Annotated in this window: 15 protein-coding genes; 11 read left to right on the top strand and 4 right to left on the bottom strand. The window is 62.6% G+C overall.

Annotated features, from left to right (window positions below; translation table 11 throughout):
* Positions 1 to 159: 159 nt before the first annotated feature.
* The 4 genes from rplU to proB all read left to right on the top strand — a co-directional run bounded on the left by rplU (position 160) and on the right by proB (position 3,371).
* Positions 160 to 471, top strand: a complete 312-nt coding sequence (gene rplU, locus PPN31114_RS19075) for a 50S ribosomal protein L21 (protein ID WP_010803930.1) — start codon at positions 160 to 162, stop codon at positions 469 to 471.
* Positions 472 to 499: 28 nt separating this feature from the next.
* Positions 500 to 760 (top strand): 50S ribosomal protein L27, encoded by a 261-nt coding sequence (rpmA, locus tag PPN31114_RS19070; RefSeq protein ID WP_010803931.1) that lies wholly within the window; start codon positions 500 to 502, stop codon positions 758 to 760.
* 149 nt (positions 761 to 909) lie between these two features.
* Positions 910 to 2,055 carry an Obg family GTPase CgtA gene (gene cgtA / locus PPN31114_RS19065; protein ID WP_150681040.1) on the top strand — a complete coding sequence of 382 codons (1,146 nt, stop codon included), beginning with the start codon at positions 910 to 912 and terminating at the stop codon, positions 2,053 to 2,055.
* Positions 2,056 to 2,237: 182 nt separating this feature from the next.
* Positions 2,238 to 3,371 carry a glutamate 5-kinase gene (proB, locus tag PPN31114_RS19060; protein WP_150681039.1) on the top strand — a complete coding sequence of 378 codons (1,134 nt, stop codon included), beginning with the start codon at positions 2,238 to 2,240 and terminating at the stop codon, positions 3,369 to 3,371.
* 119 nt (positions 3,372 to 3,490) lie between these two features.
* Here the strand turns inward: proB and PPN31114_RS19055 are convergent, their stop codons facing one another.
* The gene (locus tag PPN31114_RS19055; protein WP_150681038.1) at positions 3,491 to 4,063 is read right to left on the bottom strand and encodes a CNP1-like family protein; all 573 of its coding nucleotides are present in this window, start codon (positions 4,061 to 4,063) and stop codon (positions 3,491 to 3,493) included.
* Positions 4,064 to 4,239: 176 nt separating this feature from the next.
* Positions 4,240 to 5,034 (bottom strand): RNA pyrophosphohydrolase, encoded by a 795-nt coding sequence (locus PPN31114_RS26580; protein ID WP_306439738.1) that lies wholly within the window; start codon positions 5,032 to 5,034, stop codon positions 4,240 to 4,242.
* A 130-nt stretch (positions 5,035 to 5,164) separates the two neighbouring features.
* Between PPN31114_RS26580 and PPN31114_RS19045 the strand changes: the two genes are divergently transcribed.
* Together PPN31114_RS19045 and PPN31114_RS19040 are read left to right on the top strand one after the other, a co-directional pair.
* The gene (locus PPN31114_RS19045; protein WP_150681037.1) at positions 5,165 to 6,904 is read left to right on the top strand and encodes a proline--tRNA ligase; all 1,740 of its coding nucleotides are present in this window, start codon (positions 5,165 to 5,167) and stop codon (positions 6,902 to 6,904) included.
* A gap of 81 nt (positions 6,905 to 6,985) precedes the next feature.
* A complete protein-coding gene (locus PPN31114_RS19040; RefSeq protein WP_150681036.1) occupies positions 6,986 to 7,579 on the top strand; it encodes a MarC family protein in 594 nt (197 codons plus the stop codon).
* Between the two features lie 68 nt (positions 7,580 to 7,647).
* Here PPN31114_RS19040 and PPN31114_RS19035 read toward each other — a convergent pair whose 3' ends face one another.
* A complete protein-coding gene (locus PPN31114_RS19035) occupies positions 7,648 to 8,196 on the bottom strand; it encodes a hypoxanthine-guanine phosphoribosyltransferase (protein ID WP_150681035.1) in 549 nt (182 codons plus the stop codon).
* Between the two features lie 146 nt (positions 8,197 to 8,342).
* Positions 8,343 to 9,707: a signal recognition particle protein gene (ffh, locus tag PPN31114_RS19030; protein WP_150681034.1), complete on the bottom strand. Its 1,365-nt coding sequence runs from the start codon at positions 9,705 to 9,707 to the stop codon at positions 8,343 to 8,345.
* A 103-nt stretch (positions 9,708 to 9,810) separates the two neighbouring features.
* On the opposite strand from ffh, the gene PPN31114_RS19025 reads away from it, so the two are divergent.
* The 5 genes from PPN31114_RS19025 to PPN31114_RS19005 all read left to right on the top strand — a co-directional run bounded on the left by PPN31114_RS19025 (position 9,811) and on the right by PPN31114_RS19005 (position 16,034).
* The gene (locus tag PPN31114_RS19025; RefSeq protein WP_150681033.1) at positions 9,811 to 10,695 is read left to right on the top strand and encodes a cytochrome C assembly family protein; all 885 of its coding nucleotides are present in this window, start codon (positions 9,811 to 9,813) and stop codon (positions 10,693 to 10,695) included.
* 6 nt (positions 10,696 to 10,701) lie between these two features.
* Entirely contained in the window at positions 10,702 to 10,980 is a 279-nt protein-coding gene (locus PPN31114_RS19020; protein WP_150681032.1) for a PP0621 family protein, read from the top strand.
* A 184-nt stretch (positions 10,981 to 11,164) separates the two neighbouring features.
* Positions 11,165 to 11,677, top strand: a complete 513-nt coding sequence (locus tag PPN31114_RS19015) for a DUF1269 domain-containing protein (protein WP_150681160.1) — start codon at positions 11,165 to 11,167, stop codon at positions 11,675 to 11,677.
* Positions 11,678 to 12,095: 418 nt separating this feature from the next.
* Positions 12,096 to 12,704, top strand: coding sequence for a 1,6-anhydro-N-acetylmuramyl-L-alanine amidase AmpD (gene ampD / locus PPN31114_RS19010; protein ID WP_150681031.1), 609 nt, complete (start codon positions 12,096 to 12,098; stop codon positions 12,702 to 12,704).
* A gap of 375 nt (positions 12,705 to 13,079) precedes the next feature.
* On the top strand, positions 13,080 to 16,034 hold the full coding sequence (locus tag PPN31114_RS19005; RefSeq protein ID WP_150681030.1) for a ribonucleoside-diphosphate reductase subunit alpha: 2,955 nt from the start codon (positions 13,080 to 13,082) through the stop codon (positions 16,032 to 16,034).
* Positions 16,035 to 16,064 lie beyond the last annotated feature (30 nt).

The raw sequence follows: 16,064 nt of genomic DNA, 5'->3' as shown, positions 1-16,064 counted from the left end.
TGTATAATCCCCGGTTTTCGTGCGCGCATTCTTCGCGACAAGTCCGAAAATACTTAAGTATGACGGGCTGCGGGGCAATGTTCGGCCGGTAAGAAGCGTCCTTTCGGGACCCTCGGCCTGCACGGAGAAATATCTCTTGTTTATGAGTGAGGTTCAACAATGTACGCGGTCATAAAAACCGGCGGCAAGCAATATAAGGTTGCTGCTGGCGAAAAACTCAAAGTAGAACAGATACCGGCTGACATTGGCGCTGAAATCACCATCGACCAGGTTCTCGCCGTCGGCGAGGGTGAATCGATTAAGTTCGGTGCACCGTTGGTCAGTGGGGCTTCCGTCAAGGCTACCGTTATCGCCCAGGGTCGTCACCCCAAGGTGAAGATTTTCAAGATGCGCCGTCGCAAGCACTACCAAAAGCGTCAAGGCCATCGCCAAAACTACACCGAGCTGCGCATCGACAGCATCAACGGCTAATCGATAGAGCTAGGTAAGGAGTTAAGTCATGGCACACAAAAAAGCAGGCGGATCGTCCCGTAACGGCCGCGATTCCGAGTCGAAGCGCCTCGGCGTGAAGGTGTACGGCGGTCAGGCAATCCTGGCTGGCGGCATCATCGTTCGCCAACGCGGTACTCGTATGCATGCCGGCGAAAACGTCGGTATTGGTAAGGACCACACGCTGTTTGCATTGGCCGATGGCCACGTGCAATTCGCCGTCAAGGGCGCAGCGAAGAAGCAAGTGGTTAGCGTGGTGCCGGCAGCGTAAGCTAAGCCTTTTGCCACCAAAAGGCTCCGCTCTCATGCGGAGCCTTTTTTGTTTGTCCCGGCGCAAAGTGCGCGACATTTCGCGGATTGCACGGGGCGTTGTACAGAATTAGCATCGTCTACGGACGGTCGATAAGGCGGAACGGAACCATGAAATTCATTGACGCAGCGCGTATCGAGGTGATCGCCGGGGACGGCGGCAATGGCTCGGCATCGATGCGCCGTGAGAAGTTCGTGCCGTTCGGCGGACCGGACGGCGGCGACGGCGGTCGCGGCGGCAGCGTATATGCCGTGGCAGATCGCAACATCAATACCCTGATCGATTACCGTTACTCCAAGAAGCATCTGGCGCGTAACGGCGAGTCGGGTCGGGGCGCGGATTGCTACGGCAAGGGCGGCGACGACGTCTTCCTGCGCATGCCGGTCGGCACTATCATCAGCGACATGGACACCGGCGAGACCATCGCCGACTTGACCGAACACGGTCAAGAAGTCGTGCTCGCGCAAGGTGGCGCGGGCGGTCTGGGTAACCTTCACTTCAAGTCGAGCACGAACCGTGCGCCCCGTCAGAAGACCGACGGCAAGCCCGGCGAGCGCCGCATGCTCCAGCTCGAGCTCAAAGTGCTCGCGGACGTCGGCCTGCTCGGCATGCCCAATGCGGGCAAATCGACCTTCATCGCGTCGGTGTCGAACGCCCGTCCGAAGATCGCCGATTATCCGTTCACCACGCTCCACCCGAACCTCGGGGTCGTGCGCACCGCGCCCGGCAAGAGCTTCGTGATCGCCGATATTCCGGGTTTGATCGAGGGTGCGGCAGAAGGCGCCGGCTTGGGTCACCAGTTCCTGCGCCACTTGCAGCGCACGGGCTTGCTGCTGCATATCGTGGACATCGCACCGTTCGACGAAGGCGTCGATCCGGTCGTCGACGCGAAAGCCATCGTGCTCGAATTGCAGAAGTACGATCAGCAACTGTTCGAAAAGCCCCGCTGGCTGGTGCTCAACAAAGTCGACATGATCCCGGAAGACGAGCGCGCCGAGCGCGTCGCCGACTTCCTCAAGCGTTACGAGTGGGATGGTCCGACGTTCCAAATCTCGGCGTTGACCGGCGAAGGCTGCGAACATCTGTGCCTGTCGGTGCAGGAGTATCTGTATCAGCAGCGTGGTGCCGTGGAAGAAGCGCTTGAAGATGCCGCGCTCGATCCGCGTTTCCGCACGACGGGCAGTGCATCGCCGGAAGCCGCTCCCGCGGCCGACCCAGCGCCACAAACGCCCCCGGACGATACGCCAAAGGCGTAAACTCCACATCACTCAAGACATGGGCGGTGTCGTCGTCATGACGTCGCCGCCGATGATCCGGCCGCGCTGGCCGTGATCGGTGTGAAGGCAGATCCGTCGCTGTATGCGACGCACCTGCCACAGTCGCCCGACGGTGCCAGCGAACCAGCCTTCCCAATACATCCGCAGGAGAAACCAGTCCCATGCGTTCGGTCATTGCCGATGCCAGGCGGCTCGTGGTGAAAGTGGGTTCCAGCCTTGTGACCAACGACGGTCGCGGGTTGGACGACGTTGCAATTGCGCGTTGGGCGCAGCAGATTGCCGCGCTGCGGCACGGTGGTGACGGGCGTGCGCCAAAGCAGGTGGTGCTGGTGAGTTCCGGCGCCATTGCCGAAGGCATGCAGCGTTTGGGCTGGACACGTCGACCGAAAGCCATCGACGAACTTCAGGCCGCCGCCGCCGTGGGGCAGATGGGGCTCGCGCAGGTCTACGAGACGCGCTTCGCCGAACATGGCGTGCGCACGGCGCAGATTCTGCTCACGCACGCCGACTTGGCCGATCGCGAACGCTATCTGAATGCGCGTACGACGCTGCTGACTTTGCTGCGTCTTGGCGTGGTGCCGATCATCAACGAGAACGACACGGTCGTCACCGACGAAATCAAGTTCGGTGACAACGACACGTTGGGTGCGCTCGTCACCAATCTGATCGACGGTGATGCGCTCGTCATTCTCACGGATCAGTCGGGGCTCTATACGGCCGACCCGCGCAAGGACCCGAACGCCGAATTCGTGCACGAAGCCGAAGCGGGCGACGACCGCCTCGAGGCGATGGCTGGCGGCGCGGGCTCGAGTATCGGCCGCGGCGGCATGCTGACCAAGATTCTCGCGGCCAAGCGTGCGGCGACGAGCGGTGCGCATACCGTGATTGCCTCGGGCCGTGAGGCGGATGTCCTCGTGCGGCTGGCGGGTGGGGAAGCCATTGGTACGCAACTGGTGGCGCGCACGGCGGTGCTAACGGCACGCAAGCAGTGGATGGCCGATCATTTGCAGGTGCGCGGGCGTGTCGTGATCGACGCGGGCGCGTGCAAGAAGCTGATCGAAGAGGGCAAGAGCCTGCTGCCGATCGGTGTGATCGACGTCGAGGGCACGTTCGCGCGAGGGGAAGTCATCGCCTGCGTGGACGAGGCCGGTCACGAGATTGCGCGCGGCCTGTCGAACTACAGCGCGTCGGAAGCGAGGCTCATTCGCCGTCACCCGAGCAGCGATATCGAGCAAGTGCTGGGCTTTGCCAACGAGCCCGAGCTGATTCATCGCGACAACCTGATTCTGCGCTGATCGCCGATATCGGCCGCCGAACCACGCAGTCGAAACAAAAACGCCGGCACGATAATCGTGACCGGCGTTTTTTTATGGCATCGACGCTGCCATGCGGGCGAGAACTGCCCGCGCTGTGCTTACTTGTACTCGGGGTTTGTCGCCGGGTAGCGCAGGTTCTGCACAATTTCCTTCGGCTTGCCCAGCGGCGTCTTGTCGCGGCAGAGGAAGTCGCGGTACAGAATGCCCTGATAGGCCGTCGTGCCATACGGGCGAATCGGCCGCCATTCGCTGTTACGGGCCGCGGCCCAGGTGCCGTCGGGGCGGCCGGTGGCGTACAGGCGGGTTTCGAACGACGAGCAGTGCATGCCTTCGAACGAGACGTTACGCGCGCCTTCCTTGCTCGTAATGACGGCCACGTAGCGCACCACGCCGTCGTCGGTCACTTGCACGGACTTGGTGTCGATCGAGTAAGTGAGCGAGGAGTTCGGCAGCGTGGGGAACGCAACGAGGTCGGCGTCTTGCGGTGCCGTCGTCGGCATCGTGAATTCGGCTTCCTTCCATTTGCCCTTTGCAGCTTCTTGCTGAGCGAGATATTCGTCGAAGTCCTGGACGGGCTGCGACGTGCTGCTGCAAGCGGCCAGGAATGCCAGCGCGGTCAGCGGGGCCAAGACAGCGAGGCGCGGTGCGCGGCGGGGGAAAGAAAGTCGCATGAGATGACGGTCAGTAAGACGGCTGATGAGCGAAAGCGGGGAAATCCGCGCGAAATGTTTCGGGTGGTTCCGGGTGATCGGTGGTGATGACGGCGAGGCCGGTCAACACGGTGAGATCGGTGCGGCGCGGGCATGACGCCCGCGCCCGATGATGGACAGGCCAGCAGCGGCCCCGTTCAATGCCCTCCGCCCGACGAATCCTTACGGTGGCTACCGGAGGTCGCCGTGCCGCCCGAGGCGCCAGCACTCTCGGTGCCGTTGGCCTCGCCGATACTGGCGGGGGCGCCGACAGCGGCACCGGCACAGTCCTCGGTGCAGGGGCCCGAATGTGCCGAATCGTCCGAATGGTCCGAATGATCGTCCGGACCGTGCGAGCCGTGGTGCGGCTCGTGGCCCAAGTCGTCACCGTACGCGCCGTCCGTGGCACCCGGCGGCAACTCGCCGATATGGGCACCCGCGCGCGGAAACCGCCGCCGTTCGTGCTGGGCACGCGCAGCCGTACGGCGCAGATAGCGCGAGAGCTCGTTGAGCGCGAGTTGGTACACTTCGCGTTTGAACTCGATTACGGCATCCAGCGGCACCCAGTACTCGTTCCAGCGCCAGGCGTCGAACTCCGGATGATCGGTTGCGCGCAGGCAGATATCGCAGTCGCGACCGACCATGCGCAGCAGGAACCAGATTTGTTTCTGGCCCCGGTAATGTCCGCGCACTTCGCGCTTGATGAACTTGTCCGGCACCTCATAACGCAGCCAGTCGCGCGTGCGACCGATGATTTTGACGTGTTCTGGCTTTAGCCCGGTTTCCTCGTGCAATTCTCGGAACATGGCCTGTTCGGGCGTTTCGCCGTACTTGATGCCGCCTTGCGGGAACTGCCAGGAGTGTTCGCCCAGCCGCTTGCCCCAGAACACTTCATTGCGTGCGTTTAAGAGGATGATGCCGACGTTCGGGCGAAAGCCTTCACGGTCAAGCATACAACCACCCTTGAATCCTTTAAAATTGCTTCGATTATAAACAGATAATCACCGGCGCGGCGGCTGGCGGGGCTCGGGCACCCGACCGAAGCAACCCGGCCGTTGACCCTTAATTTTTCCGGAAATCTGCATGAAAGCCTCTCGTTTCTTCATCGGCACCCTCAAGGAAGCTCCCGCGGACGCCGAGATCGTCAGCCACAAGCTGATGGTGCGTGCCGGCATGATCCGCCGCGTTGCCGGCGGTATCTACGATTACCTGCCGATCGGCCTGCGCTCGATTCGCAAGGTCGAAGCCATCGTGCGTGAAGAAATGAACCGCGCCGGCGCGCTGGAACTGCTCATGCCAGCCGTGCAACCGGCCGAACTCTGGCAGGAATCGGGCCGCTGGCAAAAGTACGGCCCGGAGCTGCTTCGTCTGAAGGATCGCAACGACCGCGATTTCGTCGTCGGCCCGACCCACGAAGAAGTGGTGACGGACATCGCGCGCCGCGAGATCAAGAGCTACCGCCAGTTGCCGGTCAACTTCTATCAGGTGCAGAACAAGTTCCGCGACGAGATCCGTCCGCGCTTCGGCGTGATGCGCGGGCGCGAATTCATGATGAAGGACGCCTACTCCTTCGATAAGGACCGCGCCGGCATGCAGGTCTCGTATCAGAAGATGTTCGACGCCTATGTGCGCATCTTCACGCGTCTGGGGCTGGACTTCCGCGCGGTGGTGGCCGACAACGGCTCGATCGGCGGCTCGGGCTCGCACGAATTCCACGTGATTGCCGACACCGGTGAAGACGCCATCGCCTACTGCCCGACGTCGGATTACGCGGCCAACGTCGAAATGGCCGAAGCCGTCGCTCCGCAAGGCGAGCGCGCCGCTGCCGCCGAGGCGCTGACCAAGACCGCCACGCCGGGTAAGGCCAAGTGCGAAGCCGTCGCCGAATTGCTGTCGATTCCGCTCCAGCGCACCGTCAAGTCGATTGTGCTGGCCACCGATAGCGAAGACGCCGGTACGACCGTCTGGCTGTTGCTGCTGCGCGGCGATCACGAACTCAACGAAATCAAGGCGAGCAAGGTGCCGGGGCTGACGGACTTCCGCTTCGCCTCCGAAGCCGAAATCGTCGAGTGGTTCGGCACGCCGCCGGGGTATCTGGGCCCGATCGGGACCAAGAAGCCGGTCAAGCTGGTGGTCGATCGCACCGTCGCCAAGATGAGCGACTTCGTGGTCGGCGCCAACGAGGTGGACTTCCACACCACCGGCGTGAACTGGGGCCGCGATCTGCCCGAGCCGGAAGTGGTGGCCGACTTGCGCAATGTCGTGCCGGGCGACGCCTCGCCGGACGGCAAGGGCGAAATCGCGCTGTGCCGCGGCATCGAAGTGGGGCACGTCTTCCAACTGGGGACCAAGTACTCCGACGCGATGGATGCCAAGTTCCTCGATGAGAACGGCAAGCCGGCGCCGATGGAAATGGGTTGCTACGGCATCGGTATCACGCGCGTGCTGGGCGCTGCGATCGAGCAGAATTTCGACGATCGCGGCATCATCTGGCCGGAATCGATCGCCCCGTTCGAAGTGGTGCTGTGCCCGATGGGCTACGACCGCAGCGACGCCGTGCGCGCCGCCGCCGACAAGCTCTACGAGGACCTGCTGGCCGCCGGTGTCGACGTGATTCTCGACGACCGTGGCGAGCGCCCGGGCGTGATGTTCGCCGACTGGGAACTGATCGGCGTGCCGCACCGCGTGGTGATCGGCGATCGTGGCCTGAAGGAAGGCAAGATCGAGTATCAGGGCCGACGCGACACCGAAGCCCAGTTGCTCGATGCCGCCGCCGTGGCCGACGTTGTCACCGGCAAGGTGCGTGCTGCGAAGGCCGTCTGAGCTAGCTAGTTATCCGTTCCAGCAGTACCTGACGGCAGTCGCTTCGGCGGCTGCCGTTGTCATATCTAGAGCACTCTCCGTATGGAATACACGTTCGCTTCGGCCACGATTCTCCTGCTGCTCATCACCGACCCGTTCGGCAACATCCCCATCTTTGTGAATGCCCTGCGCAATGTGCCCGCGTCGCGACGGCCACGGGTCATCGTGCGGGAAGTGCTGATCGCGTTCGCGATTCTGCTGCTGTTCATGCTCGTGGGAGATCGGTTCCTGCGGATGATGAGCCTGACGGATCTGTCGTTGCAGTTGGCAGGCGGCATCGTGCTGTTTCTGATCGCGCTGCGCATGATCTTCCCGCACCCCGATCAAGGGTCGCTGCCGACGGCGGGCGAGCCGCTGATCGTGCCGCTGGCGATTCCGGCGCTGGCCGGGCCGTCGGCCTTGGCGACGGTCATGCTGCTGGTGTCGCAACAGCCGGGGCGGATGCTCGAATGGATCATGGCGCTCAGCGTGACGATGGCCGTGTGCGCCGTCGTGCTGCTGCTGGCCGATCGCATCGAGCGCTTGCTGGGCTCGCGTGTGGTGGCGGCGTTCGAGCGGCTGATGGGCCTGATTCTCGTGGCGATCTCAGTCGAGATGATCCTCAAAGGCGTGAAGGTCTTCGTGCATCAGTTCTGATGCACCGTCGAGACACAAAAAGAAAAGGGCCCCGTGGGGCCCTTTCTTCATGGTGATGCTGGCGCGGATCAGCGCGGCGTAGTCAGCGCGCGGATCGTCGGCAGATTGCGCCAGTAACCCTTGGCATCCATACCGCAGCCGAACACATAGCGATCGGGCACCGTGAAGCCGCAGAAGTCGGGATGCGACGGCTTTTCCTTGGCGAGAATCTTTTCGCACAGCACGGCGCTGTAGAACTTCGACGCGCCCATCTCGAGAATGCGATCGCGAATCGCGGCCATCGTGGCGCCTTCGTCGAGAATGTCGTCGAGCACCAGCACCACGCGGTCGCGCACCGAATCGCGCGGCGCCACGCGCCACTGCATCGCACCGCCCGTGGTGGTGTTGTTGTAACGCGAGAGGTGGATGTAGTCGAACTCGAGCGGGAAGTCGAGGCGCGGCAGCAGCATGCCGGTGAAGACGGCGGCGCCGCCCATGACCGACAGCACCATCGGGAATTCGTCGCCGATGGCGGCCTTGATGGCACCGGCCATCTGGTCGACCGAGGCGTTGACCTGGTCGGCCGAGACGATTTCTTCGGAATTACGGAATACTTCGAGGGCTTCTTCGCGGTTCATATGGGGCGACCCTGTATCACTTGTTGCGGGGGGATGTCGCTATTTGCGGCCCGGAGTATATACGGAAAGCCCGGGGTTAGCCGGAAATGTCCGATATCAGCCGAACCGCAACCCTGCGACCGGGATGTCATGCACAACGCAAGCGCTTAGCGCATACCCGGCATCATGCCCTTCATGCTGCGCATCATCTTCATCATGCCGCCGCCCTTCAACTTCTTCATCATCGTGCGCATCTGATCGTACTGATTGAGCATGCGGTTGACTTCCTGCACCTGCACGCCCGCACCGGCGGCAATACGGCGCTTGCGGCTGGCTTTGATCAGTTCGGGCTTGGCGCGCTCGGCGGGCGTCATCGAGTTGATGATGCCTTCCATGCGGCGCACTTGCTTCTCGGCCTGATCCATATTGGTTTGGCTAGCCGCGGCTTGAAACTGTGCCGGCAGCTTGTCCATCAGCGAAGAGAGACCGCCCATGTTCTTCATCTGACCGATCTGCGCTTTGAAGTCGTTCAGATCGAAGTCGCCGCCTTTCTTTACCTTCTCGGCGAGCTTCTGCGCCGCTTGCACGTCCACGCCGCGCTGGGCTTCTTCGACGAGCGCGAGAATGTCGCCCATGCCGAGAATCCGGTTCGCCATGCGGTCCGGGTGGAAGACTTCGAGGCCATCGAGCTTTTCGGCCACACCGACGAACTTGATCGGCTTGCCGGTGATATGACGCACCGACAGCGCCGCACCGCCGCGCGAGTCGCCGTCGAGCTTGGTGAGCACCACGCCGGTGAGCGGCAGCGCGTCGTTGAACGCGCGGGCGGTGTTCACGGCGTCTTGACCGAGCATGGCATCGACGACGAACAGCGTTTCGATCGGTTTCAACTCAGCGTGCAGGGCGCTGATTTCCTGCATCATCGCTTCGTCGATACCCAGACGGCCGGCCGTGTCGACGAGCAGCACATCGTGGTGATGGCGGCGCGCCCAGTCGACTGCCGCGCGGGCGATGTCGACCGGCTTCTGATCGGGTTGCGAGGGGAAGAAATCGGCGTCGACCTGTTCGGTCACCGTCTGCAACTGCGCGATAGCGGCGGGGCGGTAGACGTCGACGGAAACCGTGAGGACTTTCTTCTTCTGCGAGCGCAGCAGCTTGGCGAGCTTACCGACGGTGGTGGTTTTACCCGCCCCTTGCAGACCGGCCATCAAGATAATGGCGGGCGGGGTGGTGGCGAGATTGAGTTCGGCGGCACGGCCTTCGTAGTCGCCGCCCATGAGCGCGGTCAGTTCGCGCTGAACGACACCCACGAGCGCCTGACCCGGCGAGAGGCTGCCGACGACTTCTTCGCCGAGCGCCTTTTCGCGCACCTTGGCGATGAAATCGCGAACCACCGGCAGGGCCACGTCGGCCTCGAGCAGGGCAAGGCGCACTTCGCGCAGCATTTCCTGCGTGTTGGCCTCGGTCAGACGGGCTTCGCCGCGCAGTGTCTTGACGACCTTGGCAAGGCGCGTAGTGAGATTGTCGAGCATGAAACGTATCCTGTAAGACCCGCAGTGGCCCGGTGGGCGGGCACGGCCGGGCGGGTGAACAGCCTGGCAGCGCGCCCGTCATGGGCTGGTGTAAACTTCAAACATGACTATTTTACTGTATGCGCTGACCGCCATCCTTTACGCCGGGTTGGCGGTTTGTTCGTGGCAAGGTTACCGGCGCGATGCCGCGCTCGCGATGGCGGGTGGACAGCTCGCGCCTGTGCCCGTCACGGGCACGCCGTCGCGTTGGCCGATGCAGCTTTCGCTGTTCGTCGTGCTCGCGCTGCATGGGGTGTTGCTGCATCAGACGATCTTCCGTGCCGACAGCATGCACTTCGGTTTCGCGTACATGCTCTCGGCCATGCTCTGGCTCTCGGTCGGTATCTATTGGATCGAGAGTTTCTTCTTCCCGCTCGACAGCCTGCGGCTAATGGTCACACCGATTGCCGCCGTGGCTTGTCTGTTGCCGCTAATTTTCCCGGACGTGCGCATTCTCGGCTTTGCCGCCGATCCGATCTTCAAGGCCCACTTCATCATCGCGAACATGGCGTACGGTCTGTTCGCACTCGCGGCCTTGCACGCGCTGTTGATGATTTATGCGGAACGACAATTGCATCCGTCGCGCGGCAACGAGCCGACCGGCTGGCTGGCACGCTGGTTAGAGACACTGCCGCCGTTGCTCACGATGGAGAAGCTGCTGTTCCGGCTGATTGGTGCGGGCTTCGTGCTGCTCACGCTGACGCTGATTTCCGGTGTGATGTTCTCCGAGGCGCTCTTCGGGCGTGCGGTGCGCATCGATCACAAGACCGTGTTCGCGGTGGTGTCGTGGCTGATGTTCGGCGCGGTGCTGCTGGGCCGACACTTTTATGGGTGGCGCGGTAAGGTCGCGCTGCGTTGGGTTCTGGCGTCGTTCGTGGCGCTACTGCTGGCGTATGTCGGTTCTCGCTTCGTGCTAGAGGTGGTGCTGCATCGCATGACGGAGACTTGAAGCGCGATGCGCAATATCTTGCTGTTACTGGTGTTGTTGGTGCTGGGCACCTGGTGGATGCGTCATAACGAACGCAAGCGCGACGCCGATCGCATGCGTCCGCCGCCGTCGAATGGCGCGAAGACCACCGTGCAACAATCGCTGCCGCCTGCCGAGCGCATGGTGCGCTGCCAAGAGTGCGATACCTATCTGCCGGAGAGCGATGCGGTGCATGGCGCCGGGGGTACGCACTTTTGCAGCGGCGCGCATCGCGACGCCTATCTCGCGCGCGAACACCGCGCCTGAGTCTGCCAGCGCGGCACATCCGCGCATCTTCCGCGCGCATTTCCCTCTCTATTAGCAAGCCTGCCCCGTTGGGCGGCTTGCGCATGCCTGTCGCATGCACTAAAACACAGTAACCAACCCCGCACAAACCAAGACCAACGAAGGGGATTTGTCGGAAACGTCGACAGGAGGGCGCAACATGTTAATGCGCAGACGGATGTATTTCCTGCTTCCCGATCTGGCCAGTGCCCAGCGCACCATGAGCGATCTGTTGCTCGCGCGGATCGAGGAACGTCACATCCACTTTATGGCACGTGACGAAATGGACCTGGAGGGACTGCACGAGGCTAACCTCCTACAGACTTCCGATATCGTGCACGGCGCCGAAGCCGGGCTCGTGATCGGCGGCTTCTGTGGGCTGGCAGTCGGTGCAGTCGCGGCGTTTTTCCCCATCGTGGGCACGCGTCCCCAGTGGGAATTGATGATCATCACCGCGCCGCTCGGTTCGCTGTTCGGTGCGTGGGTGTCGAGCATGATCGGCGTGTCGGTGCCGAACTCGCGGCTCAAGATGTTCCGAGCGCCGCTCGAGCAAGGTCAGATTCTGCTGATGGTCGATGTGCGCGAAAGCCGCGTCGACGAAGTTCGCGAGATGTTGAAGGCGCACCACCCCGAAGCGCATATGGAAGGGGTGGAGGCGGCGATTCCGGCATTTCCGTGATCGATGGGTTCATCCGGCCGGTAGCATCGGCCAACGGCGCCGCCCCTGTGAGCGGTGCGGGGTGGTACGCGTGTTGCACGACACGAATGCATTACCACCCCCGGGCGTGGCAACGCCCATGGAAGCCTCTCGGCCTGGTACGGCGGGAGGCTTCTTCTTTGGGGAATCTGCCGATTTGTTTTGCGCGGCCCCTCGGGCACATTGACCGTAGCGGGCGCCACTGCCGCCGTTGGGACCCCCGCCGACGGCGTCACGCCAAGTGGGCTACAATGGCGCCCCTCGCTCTACGGGAGATCGCTGTGCCCGTCATGCTCCAGTCATGGGTGTCCCCTATCGTTGTCCACCGGCCGGAATGCCGCGCTAGTGCTTGCGCTGCCGCTTGCGTTGAGCTCACGCGCACGCCGTCGCGAGGTGCCGCATGAACGCCCCCGACGCGCCGGGCCGACTGCCCGCTTTCACGCTCGATACCGAAGGCTGGGTGCTCGAAGCGCAGCGGTTGCCGTCGCCGAATTTCGATGCGCGCCCGGCAGGCATGCCGACCGACTTGCTCGTGGTACACAACATTTCGTTGCCGCCCGGGCAGTTCGGTGGCGACGAGATTCCAGCGTTCTTTCAGAACCGGCTCGATCACGACGCGCATCCGTTCTTCGACGAGATTCGCGGCGTGCACGTGTCGTCGCACTTTCTCGTGCGCCGTGATGGTGCGTTGCAGCAGTTCGTGTCGTGCGATGCCCGTGCGTGGCATGCCGGGGCGTCGTCGTTCGAAGGGCGGGCACGCTGCAACGACTACTCGATCGGGGTGGAGCTAGAAGGCACCGACGACACGCCGTTCACTGCGGCGCAGTACGCGACGCTGGCGGCGCTCACGAAGACGTTGCGTGGGCGTTACCCCATTCAAGCTGTGGCCGGACATGCCGATATAGCACCGGGTCGCAAGACGGATCCGGGGCCGTATTTCGAATGGCCGCGGTTGCGCCGAATGGCGGAGCTGACCCCCGCGATGTTGCCGTTTCAGGCGGCCGATTAACCCCCATGACGGGGTAGGTTTTGCTTGACAGGGCGATGCCACGGGCCTTCCCGGAGAGAGAAATTTTTGAGTTTGCGGAGTGCGTCATCTCCACTATACTTAGTGCCAATTCGGGTGCTGACCACTATATGTAGTGGTTGATGACGTGGTCGGCACAGGAAGCAATATCCATCAATACCGTGCTTGTCCTGCGGCGTTTTGTGGGGCGGCACAGCAGCAAAGCCGTGCAGCGGACACCTCGAACCCTTGGCCGTCCGTCGGTCGTGCGGTGTTCAGCACTTCGCTCCATCGGCGCCCCCAGGGCGCATTTTTGCCGGCCGTAAAACTGGTAGAGACGCGCTAACAGCACCATCTCATTGGAACGGGAGTTTTTACATGCAGACTAACGAAAACCTCACCCGCCCGAACCCGACGCCCGCCGCGAATGCCGGCAATGGCACGGGTGCGTCGGCGCCCCAAACGACGGGCGCATTCGAACCGGCGACCAACGCCGACTTCAAAGTGATTCGACGTAACGGCGCGGTGGTGGGTTTCGAGCCGTCGAAGATCGCCATCGCTGTGACCAAGGCGTTCCTCGCCGTGAACGGCGGTCAAGGTGCGGCTTCGGCGCGTGTTCGCGAACTCGTGGAGCAACTGACGCAAGCCGTCGTGCGCGCGCTGGTGCGCAGCCGCCCGAACGGCGGTACGTTCCACATCGAAGACATTCAAGATCAGGTCGAACTCGCGCTCATGCGTGAGGGCGAGCACAACGTGGCCCGCGCCTACGTGCTGTATCGCGAGAAGCGTTCGCAAGAGCGCGCTCACGCGGTGGAGACCACGCAAGAAGCCGCCACGCCCGACGCCCCGGTGTTGCATGTCACCGATAACGGCGTGACGCGTGCCCTGGACATGGGCGTGCTGCGTGGCGTGGTGCAGGCCGCGTGCGAAAACCTCGGTAACGAAGTGAGCGCCGAGCCGATCCTGACCGAGACCATCAAGAACCTGTACGACGGCGTGCCGCTGTCGCAGGTGTACGACTCGGCGATTCTCGCCTCGCGTACTCTCATCGAAAAGGAACCGGCGTACAGCCTGGTGACCGCTCGCATTCTGATGCACACGATCCGCCGCGAAATTCTCGGCGAAGAAGTGCCGCAGGGCGAGATGGCAGCCCGTTACGTCGAATACTTCCCGCGTTTCATCAAGCAAGGCGTGGAAGCCGAACTGCTCGACGAGCAACTGCTGACGTACGACCTGGCCAAGCTGGGTGCTGCGCTGGACGCCTCGCGCGACCTCCAGTTCAACTACCTGGGTCTGCAAACGCTGTACGACCGCTACTTCCTGCACATCGACAGCCATCGCATCGAAATGCCGCAGGCGTTCTACATGCGTGTGGCCATGGGTCTGGCCCTGAACGAAGTCGAGCGCGAAGCGCGCGCGATCGAGTTCTACCAAATTCTGTCGAGCTTCGACTTCATGAGCTCGACCCCGACGCTGTTCAACTCGGGCACGCGCCGCTCGCAGCTTTCGTCGTGCTACCTGACGACCGTCTCCGACGATCTGGAAGGCATTTACGAAGCGCTCAAGGAAAACGCACTGCTCTCGAAGTTTGCCGGCGGTCTGGGCAACGACTGGACGCAGGTTCGCGCGCTCGGCTCGCACATCAAGGGCACGAACGGTAAGAGCCAAGGTGTGGTGCCGTTCCTGAAGGTGGTCAACGACACGGCCGTGGCCGTGAACCAGGGCGGCAAGCGCAAGGGCGCTGTCTGTGCGTACCTGGAAACGTGGCACCTGGACATCGAAGAATTCCTCGAACTGCGTAAGAACACCGGCGACGACCGCCGCCGTACGCACGACATGAACACGGCGAACTGGATTCCCGACCTGTTCATGAAGCGCGTGATGGAAGGCGCGGAGTGGACGCTGTTCTCGCCGTCGACCTGCCCGGACCTGCACGACAAGGTGGGCAAGGCCTTCGAACAGGCTTACACGGCTTACGAAGACAAGGCCGCGCGCGGCGAGATCAAGCTGTTCAAGAAGGTGCCGGCACAAGCCCTGTGGCGCAAGATGCTGGGCATGCTGTTCGAAACCGGTCACCCGTGGATCACGTTCAAGGACCCGTGCAACATCCGTTCGCCGCAGCAACACGTGGGCGTGGTGCACTCGTCGAACCTGTGCACGGAAATCACGCTCAACACGAGCGACACCGAAATTGCCGTGTGTAACCTCGGCTCGGTGAACCTGGTGGCGCACCTGAAGCAGACGGCCAACGGCTACGAGCTCGACCACGAGAAGTTGCAGCGCACCATTCGCGTGGCGATGCGCATGCTCGACAACGTGATCGACATCAATTACTACGCCGTGACCAAGGCGCGTAATTCGAACTTGCATCACCGTCCGGTGGGCATGGGCATCATGGGCTTCCAAGACTGCCTGCACCTGCTGCGCACGCCGTATGCCTCGAACGACGCCGTCGAGTTCGCCGACCGTTCGATGGAAGCCGTGTGCTACTACGCTTACTGGGCGTCGACCGAGCTGGCCAAGGAACGCGGTCAATATTCGTCGTACAAAGGCTCGCTGTGGGATCGTGGCATCCTGCCGCAAGACTCGCTCAAGCTGCTGGCGGAAGAGCGCGGCGGTTACCTCGAAGTCGACCAGTCGGCCACGATGGATTGGGACAGCCTGCGCAAGCACATCGCTTCGCACGGTATGCGCAATTCGAACTGCGTGGCGATCGCACCGACGGCCACCATCTCGAACATCATCGGCGTGTCGGCCTGTATCGAGCCGACGTTCCAGAACTTGTATGTGAAGTCGAACCTGTCGGGCGAATTCACGGTGGTCAACGAGTATCTGGTGCGTGACCTGAAGGCGCGTGGCCTGTGGGACGAAGTGATGGTCGCCGACCTGAAGTACTTCGACGGCTCGCTCTCGCGTATCGACCGCGTGCCGGCCGACCTGCGCGAGATCTATGCCACGGCGTTCGAAGTCGAGCCGAAGTGGCTGGTCGAAGCCGCGTCGCGTCGTCAGAAGTGGATCGATCAGGCGCAGTCGCTGAACATCTACATGGCTGGCGCCTCGGGCAAGAAGCTCGACGAGACGTACAAGCTGGCGTGGACGCGCGGTCTGAAGACCACGTACTACCTCCGTACGATGGCGGCAACGCACGTCGAGAAGTCGACCGTGAGCCATGGCGCGTTGAATGCCGTGAGCTCGGGCGGTGTGACGCCGAGCAGCAGCTTCTCGGCCGAACCGACCTCGCCGCTGGCGCAGCCGATGCCGGAAGCCGAAGGCGCGGTCTGCACGATGCGTCCGGGCGACCCTGGCTTCGACGAGTGCGAAGCTTGCCAGTAAGTTGAGTGAATGCCGGTGCCAGCGATGGTG

Origin of the sequence: Pandoraea pneumonica (genome assembly GCF_902459645.1) — a bacterium.
GTDB classification, from domain to species: domain Bacteria; phylum Pseudomonadota; class Gammaproteobacteria; order Burkholderiales; family Burkholderiaceae; genus Pandoraea; species Pandoraea pneumonica.
The sequence above is the reverse complement of the archived record's forward strand: the minus strand, read 5'-3'. Positions and strand labels throughout refer to the sequence as shown.